The following is a 12,744-nucleotide window of genomic DNA, read 5'->3' on the forward strand; positions in this document are numbered from 1 at the left end:
CAGACGCATCTCCGGCCTGCGATTTCGCCCAGAGTGCAACCAATCCGAGGTCTCGGCAGGAACGGATTACGCCCGGACATGTCCCGACCGTGGAGGCCCTCGGTGAAAGAAGCAGTGAGTATCGGCAGAAATCCGTCAGCCGGACCCGCCCTGGAGGAGTTGGTGGGCCAGGTGGCCCTCGGGGACGAGGACGCGTTCGCCGGGGTCTACGACGCCGTGGCGGGGCCGGTGCTGGGTGTCGTGCGTTCCGTGCTGCGGGATCAGGCGCAGTCGGAGGAGGTGACGCAGGAGGTGCTGGTGGAGGTGTGGCGGACCGCTCCCCGCTACCGGGCCGACCGGGGCACGGCCATCAACTGGATCCTCACGCTGGCGCACCGCCGGGCGGTGGACCGGGTGCGCTCGGTGGACGCCGCTGCCGCCCGGGACCACAAGGCCGCGTTGCTGGACCGGGTGCCCGAGTACGACGAGGTGGTCGAGCACGTGGAGGCACGGCTGGAGCGGGAACAGGTACGGCGGTGTGTGCGCACGCTGACCGAGCTCCAACGGCAGGCCGTCACCCTGGCGTACTACCGGGGGCTCACCTACCGCGAGGTGGCGGAGGCGCTGGCGCTTCCGCTGGGGACCGTCAAGACCCGACTGCGCGACGGGCTCATCCGGCTGCGCGACTGCCTGGGGGTGACCGCGTGACGACCACCGATCTGCACCGGCTGACGGGCGCCTACGCCCTGCACGCCCTGTCCGACGCGGAGAACACCGCGTTCGAGCGTCATCTGACGGGCTGCGAGGCGTGCGCGCAGGAGACCGCCGAGCTGTCCGAGACCGCGGCCCGCATGGGACTCGCCGTCGCCGCCGCACCCCCCGCCGGGCTGCGCGAACAGGTGCTGCACCGGATCACCGCGGTTCGCCAGGAGTCCCCCGGCGAACCGGGCCCGTCCCGCGCCGTCCGCGCCGGCCCACGGGCCCGGACGCTGTCCCGGTGGGCGCTCGCCGCCTGCCTGGCCGCGGCCACGGCGCTCGGCGGAACGGCCCTCTGGCAGCACCAGCGGGCCGAGGACGCACTCGCCCAGGCGCGCCGCGCCACGCAGGTCACGGACGAGATCGCCGCCGTACTGGCCGCCCCGGACGCCAGGACCCGGGCCGCCGGGCTGACCGGCGGTGCCACGGGTACGGTCGTCGTCTCCCGTGACCGGGACAGGGCCGTGTTCGTCGTCTCGGGGATGACCCGTCCGCCCGGCGGGAAGGTCTACCAGCTGTGGTTCGACGAGGGCGGAGCCATGCGTCCGGCCGGCCTGATGGACCCCGCCCGCAGCGACCAGGCCATCCTGCTCCGGGGCGCCGTCGACGGGGCCTCGGGAATGGGCATCACCGTCGAACCCGACGGCGGCTCGAAGGAACCCACCTCCGCACCGCTCGCCGTGATGACCTTCCCGGGCTGAGCCGAACGGGACACCGTCGTGCCGTCTCCGTTACGGAGAACCTGGGCGGACAGGCACCGTACGGATGCCTGGCGGGGACGGGTCGCGTCCTTTTTCCGTAGCGGAGGCGGGTGCGGATTGGCCGGAAAGGGAAAATCATCCTTTCGTGGCGGCGACCAATCCGCCCGGCTTCCGGGGCCGGATTCCCCACGTGACCGAGAACGAGACCAAGAACCAGAAGAAGGCACCGCTGCCGCTCGGCGCGCTCAGCGGTGTCCTGGCGGGGTTTGCGGCGCTCACGGTCGCCGAGGCGGTGGCGGGAGCTGTGCGTCCGCAGGCCGGTCCGGTCGTCGCTGTGGGCGGTGCGGCGATCGACCGGACTCCCGCCGCCGTCAAGGACTGGGCGATCCGGCATTTCGGTTCCGACGACAAGCTGGTTCTCCAGCTCGGGATTCTCGCGGTGCTCGCGCTCTTCGCACTGGCGCTGGGCGCTCTGGCCCTGCGGTTCCGGCGTACCGGCGCGGCCGGTGTGCTGCTGTTCGGAGTCGTCGGAGCGGTCGCGGCGACCGGCAGACCCGACTCGACCGGCCTCACGGACGCCCTGCCCTCCGTGACCGGCGCCGCCGCCGGAGCCGTACTGCTGTACGTCCTCGCAGGCCGTCTCGCACCACGGGCCGCCGAGCCCAACACCTCGCCGTCCCGCGAGGACCGGGAGCCCGGGGAGGACCGTGAACCCGGTGAGGGCTGGGACCGGCGTGGCTTCGTGATCGCGGCGGGCGCCGCGGCGGTGGCATCGGCGGGAGCCGGTCTGCTCGGCCGTTCGCTGAGCAGTGCGGGCGGTCGGGACGCGGTCGCCTCGCGCCGGAACGTGGTGCTGCCCGCACCGGGTTCTCCGGCCCGGGCGGTACCCAGGGGCACAGGGCTACGGATCCCGGGGGTGAGCCCCTTCGTCACCCCCAACGGTGACTTCTACCGCGTCGACACCGCCCTGGTCGTGCCCAAGGTGGACGCCACGAGCTGGCGACTGCGGATCCACGGCGCCGGTGTCGTCCGGCCGGTCACCCTCTCCTTCGACGACCTGCTGAGGCGCAAGCTGGTCGAGCGGGACATCACGCTCACCTGTGTGTCGAACGAGGTCGGCGGCCCGTACGTCGGCAACGCCCGATGGATCGGCGTACGACTGGCCGATCTGCTGGCCGAGTGCGGGGTCGAGGCGCCGTCGAAGGGCGGGCCGGCCGACCAGCTGGTGGCCCGTTCCGTCGACGGGATGACGATCGGCAGCCCGGTGGAGGACGTGATGGACGGCCGTGACGCTCTCCTCGCCCTGGGCATGAACGGCGAACCGCTGCCCTTCGAGCACGGCTTCCCGGTCCGCATGGTGGTGCCCGGCCTCTACGGCTACGTCTCGGCCTGCAAGTGGATCAAGGACATCGAGCTCACCACGTTCGACGCCTACGACCCTTACTGGGTGAGACGCGGCTGGGCCCGCAGGGCACCGGTCAAGACGCAGTGCCGGATCGACACGCCCAGGCCCTTCGCCCGCCCCCGGGCCGGCACGGTCATGGTCGCCGGGGTCGCGTGGGCCCAGCACCGGGGCATCGACAGGGTCGAGGTCCGGGTCGACGACGGTCCCTGGCAGGAGGCCCGGCTCGCCGCCGAGGACACCCGTGACACCTGGCGCCAGTGGTCCTTCGCCTGGCAGGCCACCAAGGGCGGCCACACCCTCACCGCCCGCGCCACCGACCGCACCGGCGCGGTGCAGACCGAGAAACGCGCCCGCACCATCCCCGACGGCGCCGGCGGATGGCACTCGGTGGTCGTGACCGCCGACTGATCCCTGGCTCCTCGCCTCTGAACCCAACCTCAACTCCCTTGTGGACGCGGCTCAGGCTGCACCGAAAACAGACAATTAAAACTGATAAAAGGAGAAAAAAATGAACACCCGTACCCGTCGTATCCGTCGCATCGCCGTGACCGTCACCGCCGCGGCCGTCCTGCCGTTGACCCTGAGCGCCTGCTCCGACGACAGCGGCGACTCCGCCAGGTCCGACTCCGCGGCGAAGGCGTCCGCGCCGGCCGAGACACCGGCCGACGGCATGACCGGTTCCGGTGACGCCGCCACGGCCGACCAGCCGTTCGGCTCCGCCTGTTCGTCGGTGCCCGCGAGCGGTGCCGGCTCGTTCGACGGCATGGCCCAGGACCCGGTGGCCACCGCCGCCTCCAACAACCCCGCGCTGTCCACACTGGTGGCGGCGGTGACGAAGGCCGGCCTCGTCGACACCCTCAACAACGCCCGGAACATCACCGTGTTCGCGCCGACCAACGACGCCTTCGCCAAGATCCCGAAGGCGACCCTCGACAAGGTTCTCAACGACAAGGCCCAGCTGACCAAGATCCTCACCTACCACGTGGTCGGCCAGAAGCTGGCCCCCAAGGACCTGGAGAAGGGCTCCTTCGACACCCTGGAGACGTCGAAGGTGACCACCTCGGGCTCCGGTGAGTCCTACACCGTCAACGACTCGGCCAAGGTCGTCTGCGGCAACGTGAAGACCGCCAACGCCAACGTCTACATCATCGACACGGTTCTCATGCCCACCAGCTGACGGACTGTCGGATTCGGGGCGCCGCTTCGGTGGCGCCCCGAGGTTTTCCCGAGTACCCGCGGCACAGGCCCGGCCGGGGCGGGTCCGACGGATCGAATCCTCCCTCCCTGAAGGGAAGGGGATTCCGGGCGCGGCCCTTCCAGCGGTTCCTGTGCAAGGCGTTCGTCAACGCGTGGAAGCGGGCGGGCCGCTGAACTGCGGCCCGCCCGCTCAGAGCACCGGGAAGCCGCCCGTCCCGTAGCACTCCTCGGGCAGGGGATCCGGGGTGCCCTCGGGGTCGAGGAGGTGGGCGACGAGAGCCGCGGTGGTGCGGTGCCAGAAGCGGGGGCGGTGCAGCATCGCGTGGTCGCCGCCGCCGATGACGGCCATGCCGGCCCGTGCCGCCGTACCCCGTGCCCGGCGCACGCAGTCCGCCGAGTCGGCGGGCGAGGTGACGCGGTCACGTTCACCGTGCAGGGCGACGACGTGCCGGCCCGCCGTCTGCTCCACCGGTTCGCCCGGCGGCCACCAGGGTGCAAGGGCCACGACGCCGCACACCTGGGGATGACCGGCGGCGCGCAGGGCGGCCCGCCCGCCCATGGAGTGGCCGAGCAGCACGGTCGGCACGGGGCCGGCCAGTGCGGCGAGGTCGTACAGCGCCTCCTGGGTGTCCCGTACGGGGTCCGCGCGCCCGCCGTTCCAGCCGCGGAGGCGGTAGCGGACCTGGGCCACCAGGACATCCTCGTTCGGCAGGGCAGCGGTCACCGCCCGTACGACGGGGTCCATCCGCAGCGCGGCGAGCAGCCAGGGCCGGGCGCGTCGCTCGCTCGTCGCCTGCCCACCGTGCAGCACCAGCACGGCCGCACGGGGACGGATCGGGCTGCGTCGCGGGAGCAGCCTGTTCCCGGGCGACGGAAGAAACCCGGTCTCACACCGCTCGTCCTGCTCGTCCCGCCCGCTCTGATCGTCCCGCTCGTCCCGCTCGTCCCGCTCGTCCCGCTCGTCCCGCTCGTCCCGCTCGTCCCGCTCGTCCCTCTCGTCCCGCTGCACGACGGCACGCCCCCCTGCTCCGGCTGTCACGGCCGCTACGGCCCTCACGTCCCGCGTCGTGCGGGCCGCGGAGGTGATCCTCCCCCGACCCGCCTCGACCTGACCTGCCCCGTCCCGTCATGACGCGTCATGACCAGTCCGTCACGTCGTCCCCGGGCCGCTCCGTCGCGGCGGGCGCGGGAGGAAGCCGCTCGTGCGGGCCTTGTACTCGGCGTACCCGGGCCGGTCGGCCATGTGGCGTTCCAGCAGCCTCTTTCCGCTTCCCCGGGTCAGCAGGAGGCTCATCACCACCGGCGATACGACGGACACGGCGGCCCCCGCCGGGGAGTCGCAGACGATCAGGAACAGGCCCCACCAGACGCAGAAGTCCCCGAAGTAGTTGGGGTGCCGGGTCCATGCCCACAGCCCGCGGTCCATGATCCGGCCCCGGTTGGCGGAATCGGCCCGGAAGCGGGCCAGTTGGGCGTCCCCCACCGCCTCGAAGCCGATCCCGACCGCCCACAGCGCGCTGCCGGCCCAGGCGAGGGCCGACGGGGGGCCGGGCACGTACTGCGCGGCCTGCACGGGCAGGGACACCAGCCAGACGAGCGCGCCCTGGAGGAGGTAGACCATGCGCAGCGCGTACGCGTTCCGGCTGCCCGGCGCTCTGGCCAGCATCTTCTCGTAGCGCGGGTCCTCGCCGTGACCCCGGCCCCGGCGGGCGATGTGGACCGCGAGCCGCAGCCCCCAGATCGCCGTCAGCGAGGTCACCAGCAGCCGTCGTACGAGGTCGCCCTCACCGGCGGAGGCCGCGAAGGTCACGACGGCCACCGCCGCGAAGCCGGTCCCCCAGGCGACGTCGACGATCCGGTGCACGCCCATGCGCACCGCGACGGCGAAGGTGACCAGCATGACCGCGAGGGCCGCGGCGGCGGACCAGGCCAGGTTGAACGCGAACGCGTGCCACGGGAAGTCGCTCATGGTGGTGTTCATCGGCCGGGGTTCTCCTTGGTGAACAGGTACTGCTGCACGTCGAGGTAGCCGGCCCGGAAGCCGGCCTCGGAGTAGGCCAGGTAGAAGGTCCACAGCCTGTGGAAGACCTCGTCGAAACCGAGGGCCACGACGTCGTCGGCGCGCTCGGTGAACCGCTCGCGCCACAGCCTCAGCGTCTCGGCGTAGTGGGCGCCGAAGGCGTCCCGGCGGGCGAGGCGCAGCCCGGTGTGGTCGCGGGCGGTCTCCTCGATCGCCCGGGTGGACGGGATGAGGCCGCCGGGGAAGACGTACTTGTGGATCCAGGTGAAGGTGTCCCGGCTCGCGAGCATCCGGTCGTGCGGCATGGTGATGGCCTGCAGCGCCACTCGGCCGCCGGGGGCCAGCCGCTGGTCAAGGGCGCGGAAGTACACCGGCCAGAACTCCGCGCCGACCGCCTCGATCATCTCCACGCTGACGACGGCGTCGTACTCCCCGCACGCCTCGCGGTAGTCGCACAGCTCGATGGAGACCCGCTCGTCGAGACCGGCCGCGCTCACCCGCTGCCGGGCCAGGGCCCGCTGTTCCCGGGAGAGGGTGAGCGAGGTGACGCGGGCACCGCGGGCGGCGGCGCGCAGGGCCAGTTCGCCCCAGCCGGTGCCGATCTCCAGCAGCCGGGTGCCCTCGCCGACGTCGGCCAGGTCGAGCAGCCGGTCGATCTTGCGTTGCTGGGCCGCGGCGAGCCGGTCCCAGCTCGCGGGGAATCCCCGGAACACGGCGGAGGAGTAGGTGAGGGTGTCGTCGAGGAAGAGGGCGAACAGGTCGTTGGACAGGTCGTAGTGGCGGCTGATGTTGGCGCGGGAGCCGTCGGGCGTGTTGCGCTCGTCGTGCGGGTGGCGCGGCGCCCACAGGCCGCGCAGCCGTTGCAGCGGAGCCGGAATCAGCTCGGCGGCGTGCCCGGCGAGCACGGTGAGGACGGCCACCAGGTCGGGGGCGTCCCACTCGCCGGCCATGTAGGACTCCCCGAAGCCGACCAGGCCGTGGGTGCCGACCCGGGCGTGGAAGGCGGCCGGGTCGCGCACCTCGATCAACGGCCCGCCCAGCCCCACGTCCCCGTCACCGGCGAACCGGGCCCGCAACGGCAGCCGGCCGAGGGCCCGCCGGACGAGGCCCTCGGTCACGGCCGTACGGGCCCGGGACGCGGCCGGTACGGCGACGATGTCGGGCCAGAGGGTGGGGTCCGCGGAGGTGGTGTGGCCAGGGGTGGGACCGACCGGGCCGCGGTGGCCACGCGAGGGCCCGGCCGGGGTGCCGTGCCCTTGGGTGGCAGCCTGTTCCGCGGGGGTGGTGCGGCCGTCGGGGGTGTTGGGTTCTGCTGTCCTCATGTCGTTTTCTCCGGGGTGGGGTGTCCGGGGCGGGGCTGGACGGGCAGTCCCCGCAGGTAGAGGCGGATGCCGTGGAAGCGGATGGCGGCCGAGACGGCGAGGGTGGACCAGGGGTGGCGCAGTGCCAGGCGCAGCAGGGACGCCGTGCTCACCGGGCGCCGGGTGCCTCGGACGGTCGCGGTGAAGGCCCGGCCGCCCTCGCGGTCCAGGTGCACGGTGAGGTCGAGGCGCTGTCCGGGCAGCGGCACCCGCATGCGGTAACCGCCGTCGACGGGGAAGAACGGCGACACGTAGAACTTCTTCTCGGCGCGCGCGGTCGCGGACTCGTCCGGGAGGAGCAGGTAGCAGTGGCGCCCGCCGTACGTGTTGTGCACCTCCGCGACCACGCAGCGCGGTTCCCCGTCGGGGCCGTGGCACCAGTAGAGGGTGAGCGGGTTGAACACGTACCCGAGCACCCGCGCGTGGGTGAGCATCACCACCCGGCCGCCGTCCAGGTGTACGCCGTGACCGGCGAGGAAGTCGTCCAGGCCGGCCCGGACGGAGGGCAGCTCGCCGGTGAAGTGGTCGCGCTGGTCGAAACGGGCCAACGGCCTCAGTGGGAGCGGCAGTCGGGGCGGGTGGTCGGGGTCGACGAGCCACATGTACGTGCGGTGGCGCAGCGCGTACCGGCGGGGAGTCGTCCGTATGTGGCTGATCTCGCAGGCGTAGAGGGCCGGTTCGGCGTTCACCAGCGCACCCCCAGGGCCGCCGCCGCCTCGACGCCTGAGCGGCAGCCGTCCTCGTGGAACCCCCAGCCGTGATAGGCGCCCGCGAACACGCAGACGTCAGTGGCCAGTTCGGGCAGGCGCTGCTGCGCGGCCACCGACTCGGGGGTGTAGACGGGGTGTTCGTAGACCATGCGGGCCAGCACCCGGCCGGGATCCACGCGTTCCTCGCCGCCCAGGGTGACCACGAACGTCTCGGTGGCGTCGAGGCGTTGGAGCCGGTTCATGTCGTAGCTGACCCGCACCCGGCCCTCGTCGGCCGCGCAGGACGGCATCAGGTAGTTCCAGGAGGCGCGGGCGCCGCGGGCGCGTGGCAGCAGCCGGGTGTCGGTGTGCAGGAGAGTGGTGTTGCGGGAGTAGCGGAACGCGCCCAGCACCTCCCGCTCCCGCTCGCTCGCGTCGGCCAGCAGCCGCAGCGCCTGGTCCGGGTGGACCGCGATCACGACGGCGTCGTACGACTCGGTGGTGCCGTCCCCGGCCGTCACGTCGACGCCGTCCGCGTGGCGTCGTACGGCGCGTACGGGCGTGCCGGTGCGGACGTCGCCGAGTTGCTTGGCGATCAGGTCGACGTACGTGCCCGAGCCGCCGGTGACCGTGCGCCACACCGGGGAGCCGCCCACCGACAGCAGCCCGTGGTGCTCCAGGAAGCGGAACAGGTAGGCGGCCGGGTAGCACTGGGCGGTGACGGCGTCGCAGGACCACACGGCCGACACCAGCGGCGTCATGAAGTGGCTGCGGAAGTAGGCGGAGTAGCCCTCCCGGTCCAGGAACTCCCCGAGCGTGAGCGCCTGTCGGTCCCGTTGGCCCTGTTCACCGCCCTCGGCCAGCAGGCGGCGGGCCGCACGGTGGAAGGCGGGCACCTCGGCCAGCAGGCGCAGATAGGGGCCCCGCAGGAGGTTGCGGGGCTGGGCGAGCACTCCGGCCGGGCCGCGGGCGCCCGCGTACTCCAGGCCGCACCCCTCGCACCGCACCGACATGCTCATCTCCGACTCCTGCGTGGGCACGCCGAGCTCGTCGAACAGCCGGAGCAGCTGCGGGTAGGTGCGCCGGTTGTGCACGATGAACCCGGAGTCGACGCGGTGCACCCGTCCGTCGTACGGCGACGTCAGCTCGTGGGTGTGCGCGTGTCCGCCGAGCCGGTCGTCCGCCTCGTACAGAGTGACGTGACCGGCACCGCCCAGGACGTACGCGGCGGTCAGCCCCGCCACCCCGGCACCCACCACGGCCGTACGCCGCCCCTGCCGCACCGTCCGCTCCGGGCCGTACGGCCCCTCCGCCGTCGTCCGTTCCATCGCGTCTCCTCCCGCCCGGTCCCGCCCTGTCGTCAGGGATCTCCGCGTAATCCGGATCAGGTCGGGCGGCGGATTGGCCGGGCGGCGAATCAACCTGTGGAGACGTGTGGGGTGCGAGGCCGAACGCAGGAGGGCGCACCGGCCGGAGCCGGTGCACCCTCCTCGCGCGACCCGGTACGGGCCGGTGGGGATCAGGTGTTGTTGCCGCAGGTGTTGACCCACTTGTGGGAGGCCGCGTTGTCGTGGACGGCCTTGCCCTTGCCGTCGGCGTTGCCGGCGGTCCAGTTGAAGGTGTGGCTGTTGTTGCGCAGATTCCAGTCGTGCCCCTGCCCGAGGCAGGCGTAGGCGCTGGTGTAGTTCTCGTTGTAGTAGATGTTCACCTGCGCGAAGGAACTGCCGGTGCCCCGGTTCGAGACCCAGTCGAGCTTGTTCTGGATCGTTTCCGGCCAGTCCTTGTCGTTACCCGCGTTGCGGTAGGTCGTCCCGTTGTCGTCGGCGTAGGCACAGAACTCGCCGGAGTTGCAGCCTCCGTCGGCCTGGGCGATGCCGGGCGTGGCCAGGAGCGCTGTGGCGGCCATGGCCGCTCCAACCAGGACGGTACGAAACTTGCTCATGCTCTTTCGGTCCTTTGATCGTCGGTGAGTGATGTCGGTGAATTGGTTGATGCGCCGGGTTCGTCGTGCTGTTACGCGGTGTCAGTTCCGGCCGACCACACCGCGAGCCTTGGGCAGGGCGTCCGACTGCATGCGCCGTGCCGTGTCGTACGCCGAGCGGTACTCGCCGTACAGGACGTCCGAGTAGTGCTGGTCCAGACGCTTCGCCGTGGACGAGAGCCCGGTCGCGAGGCTGCACTCGGCCTCGTCCACGGCAGCCCTGACGTCCTTCGCCTGCGCCCCCCGGGTGGTGTCCCGCAGACGGATGTCGCGCAGCGCCGGGGGATTCTCGGCCGCATGGCCGCGTCGCTTCATGCAGTCGCGCCACTTCGTGAGCACGGAGCGGAACGCCGGGTCCTCGGCGACCCGGCCCACCCTCATGCCGGGCAGACCGTTCACCACCTGGATCGAGCGGTACCAGGCGCGCACGTCCCCGTAGAGGCTCTGCCACGAGTCCGCGGCGCAGCCCTTTTCGCTGTGGCTGAGGATGCCGCCCATGGGAGGCGTGGCCTTGAGCCTGTTGCCTCCCTCGCTCGGCCCGAAGAGGGCGTCGTCGTAGACCTCGTACCGTGCCTTCGGAAGCGAGTCGAGGTAGTGCTTCTCCTCGCCGGTCTTCCAGTCGCGTTCGGCACGCCGCTCGATGTCCCGGCCGTAACCGTGCCGCGCCGCCCACGCCGCGTCATCGATGCCGTAAGGGAATTCGCGGTAGTCCGGTGCCGGCAGCCGGGGGACGGGCCAGTAGCGGAAGCCCTTGTCGGCCATGCAGTCCCGGATCAGCAGTTGTTCCGCGCGGTGCAGGACGTCCAACTCCGCCGGCGTCGGCTTGCGGGGCGGTTGTCCGCCCCGCCCGGCCGTCGCGTCCGCGTTCCTCCCGGACGGCTGGGCCGCCGAGTCGCCGCCACTGATCGTCACGACGGCCGCGGCCAGCAGACCCGCGCACATCGCGGCGGCCAGCAGCCACCGCAGTCCCACCCCAACACGCACGGTGGCTCCCTCCCTTGTTGCCTCTGTCCCTTGTGGTGCCTGTGCGGTCCGTGAACCGACGCTTCGAAAGCTAGTGAGGGGCGGCCCGGGAGGAACATCCGGAACTTGCGGGAGTCCCTTTCCGCGCCGGATCGGGCACCGTGCCGACAAAACAGCCAGGTGGCGATGTACGGGGCGCCGATGCGGCACCCCGTCAACTTCCGGATACCGCGGGGCCGGTGGCCGCCATAGCTTGCTTCCGCCACCTGCGGCCCGTACGCGGACACGGCGGACAGGTGTCCCTGCGCAGCCGTGGGGCCGGCCTGCGCCCGTACCGCGACGCCCGGGTGGCCCAAGTGAAATGGGGAACCCACTGTGAACAGTCCGACCAACCACCCCGGCGGATCCACCGCCGGACGACCGCCGAACCGGCGCGGGACCCGGCTGCGCCGGCTCGGTGCCGCCCTCGCCCTGGGCGCGACCGTGCTGGGCCTGACCGGAGCTCCGGCGGCCACCGCCGCACCGGACACCGCCGCGCCGGCCCGTGCCGCGCAGGCCGAGGTACCGGCGGGTGTGACCGCCGGTGTGGCGGTCTTCGACCGTACGACCGGGACCTTCACCGAACGACTCAACGAGACCATGCGGTTCCGCTCGGCCTCGGTGGTGAAACTCCTCATCGCCCTCGACTACCTGCGCACCCGCGACCCCCGCACGCTGTCCACCGCCGACCGCACCCGGCTGGACTCGATGCTGCGCAGCAGCGACGACAACGCGGCAAGCTACTACTGGAGCCTCGGCGGGCGGACGGCGATCATCGACCGCACGGTGACGCAGCTCGGCCTCGCCGACACCGCCAACCCGCCGGCGGGGTACGAGGACTACTGGGGGTACGTGGCCCTGTCGGCCGCCGACACGGTACGGATCTACCGGTACATCCTGGACACCGCCTCCGCGCCGGTGCGCGACTACGTGATGGGCAACCTGCGGCAGCCCACGCGCTGCGGCACCGACGGGTTCGACCAGCAGTTCGGCATCCCGGGCTCCTTCGAGCGGCCGTGGACGGTCAAGCAGGGCTGGTCCGGCTTCGGCAGCACCGGCAACTGCTCCCCCAAGCCCGCGACGACCGTCCCGGCCGCCGCTGCGCAGCAGTCCACGCAGAAGTCCGCACAGCGGGCCGCACAGGAGTCCACGCGGCTTGCCGCCGCCGGGGTCGACCTGACGAAGGAGGCCCTGCACACCACCGGCACGGTCGGGGCCGGTGACCGCTCCATCGTGGCCGTGTTCACCCTGCACCCCGACGGCACCGCGTACGGCAAGGCCTACTCGGACCTGGGCCGGCTCACCCGCTCCCTCAGCGTGCCGGGCGGCGCCCACCCCGGGGGCACCTGGTTCGGCACCTGGGGCCCGGGCGTGAACGTCCGCCCGGGGCCGACCACCGCCGGCTCCACCCCGCTGACGACCCTGCCGGCCGGTGTGGACGTCCTGGTGAGCTGCCAGAGGCTCGGCCAGGAGGTCAGCATTCCGCCATACACGAACTCCTGGTGGGCCTATCTCCCCCAGTACGGCGGCTACATCACCAACATCTACATCAGCTCGCCGGGGAACCAGCTCCCCGGTGTGCCCGTCTGTTCCTCGTAGAAAGCGCTGGACAAGCGGCGCAGGGCCTCACGGGGACGGACTCCCCGGGGGCCC

12 protein-coding genes are annotated in these 12,744 nt (G+C 72.2%); 5 read left to right on the forward strand and 7 right to left on the reverse strand.

Annotation, left to right across the window (positions count from 1 at the left end):
* Window positions 1–102 precede the first annotated feature (102 nt).
* From sigK to OHN74_RS20265, 4 genes are all read left to right on the forward strand, one after another.
* Complete coding sequence (sigK, locus tag OHN74_RS20250) at window positions 103–687, forward strand: ECF RNA polymerase sigma factor SigK (RefSeq protein WP_327695968.1); 585 nt, start codon at window positions 103–105, stop codon at window positions 685–687.
* On the forward strand, window positions 684–1,436 hold the full coding sequence (locus OHN74_RS20255; protein WP_327695969.1) for an anti-sigma factor: 753 nt from the start codon (window positions 684–686) through the stop codon (window positions 1,434–1,436). The genes sigK and OHN74_RS20255 overlap by 4 nt, the downstream gene beginning before the upstream one ends.
* 190 nt (window positions 1,437–1,626) lie before the next feature.
* Window positions 1,627–3,249: a sulfite oxidase gene (locus OHN74_RS20260; RefSeq protein ID WP_327700196.1), complete on the forward strand. Its 1,623-nt coding sequence runs from the start codon at window positions 1,627–1,629 to the stop codon at window positions 3,247–3,249.
* Between the two features lie 100 nt (window positions 3,250–3,349).
* Complete coding sequence (locus OHN74_RS20265; protein WP_327695970.1) at window positions 3,350–4,018, forward strand: fasciclin domain-containing protein; 669 nt, start codon at window positions 3,350–3,352, stop codon at window positions 4,016–4,018.
* Between the two features lie 210 nt (window positions 4,019–4,228).
* Here OHN74_RS20265 and OHN74_RS20270 read toward each other — a convergent pair whose 3' ends face one another.
* The 7 genes from OHN74_RS20270 to OHN74_RS20300 form a co-directional block, all read right to left on the reverse strand.
* The gene (locus OHN74_RS20270) at window positions 4,229–5,047 is read right to left on the reverse strand and encodes an alpha/beta fold hydrolase (RefSeq protein ID WP_443060416.1); all 819 of its coding nucleotides are present in this window, start codon (window positions 5,045–5,047) and stop codon (window positions 4,229–4,231) included.
* Window positions 5,048–5,188: 141 nt separating this feature from the next.
* Window positions 5,189–6,007 (reverse strand): DUF1295 domain-containing protein, encoded by an 819-nt coding sequence (locus tag OHN74_RS20275; RefSeq protein WP_327700198.1) that lies wholly within the window; start codon window positions 6,005–6,007, stop codon window positions 5,189–5,191.
* Between the two features lie 8 nt (window positions 6,008–6,015).
* Complete coding sequence (locus OHN74_RS20280) at window positions 6,016–7,380, reverse strand: class I SAM-dependent methyltransferase (protein ID WP_327695971.1); 1,365 nt, start codon at window positions 7,378–7,380, stop codon at window positions 6,016–6,018.
* Entirely contained in the window at window positions 7,377–8,108 is a 732-nt protein-coding gene (locus OHN74_RS20285) for a DUF1365 domain-containing protein (RefSeq protein WP_327695972.1), read from the reverse strand. Before OHN74_RS20285 ends, OHN74_RS20280 begins: the two co-directional genes overlap by 4 nt.
* Window positions 8,105–9,436, reverse strand: coding sequence for an NAD(P)/FAD-dependent oxidoreductase (locus OHN74_RS20290; RefSeq protein ID WP_327695973.1), 1,332 nt, complete (start codon window positions 9,434–9,436; stop codon window positions 8,105–8,107). The genes OHN74_RS20285 and OHN74_RS20290 overlap by 4 nt, the downstream gene beginning before the upstream one ends.
* A gap of 191 nt (window positions 9,437–9,627) precedes the next feature.
* A complete protein-coding gene (locus tag OHN74_RS20295; RefSeq protein WP_327695974.1) occupies window positions 9,628–10,050 on the reverse strand; it encodes a hypothetical protein in 423 nt (140 codons plus the stop codon).
* 81 nt (window positions 10,051–10,131) lie between these two features.
* The gene (locus tag OHN74_RS20300) at window positions 10,132–11,073 is read right to left on the reverse strand and encodes a hypothetical protein (RefSeq protein WP_327695975.1); all 942 of its coding nucleotides are present in this window, start codon (window positions 11,071–11,073) and stop codon (window positions 10,132–10,134) included.
* A gap of 471 nt (window positions 11,074–11,544) precedes the next feature.
* On the opposite strand from OHN74_RS20300, the gene OHN74_RS20305 reads away from it, so the two are divergent.
* Entirely contained in the window at window positions 11,545–12,690 is a 1,146-nt protein-coding gene (locus OHN74_RS20305; RefSeq protein WP_443060565.1) for a hypothetical protein, read from the forward strand.
* The last annotated feature ends 54 nt before the right edge of the window (window positions 12,691–12,744 follow it).

Origin of the sequence: Streptomyces sp. NBC_00459, from assembly GCF_036013955.1 — a bacterium.
In the GTDB taxonomy this organism is placed as follows: Bacteria; Actinomycetota; Actinomycetes; order Streptomycetales; family Streptomycetaceae; genus Streptomyces.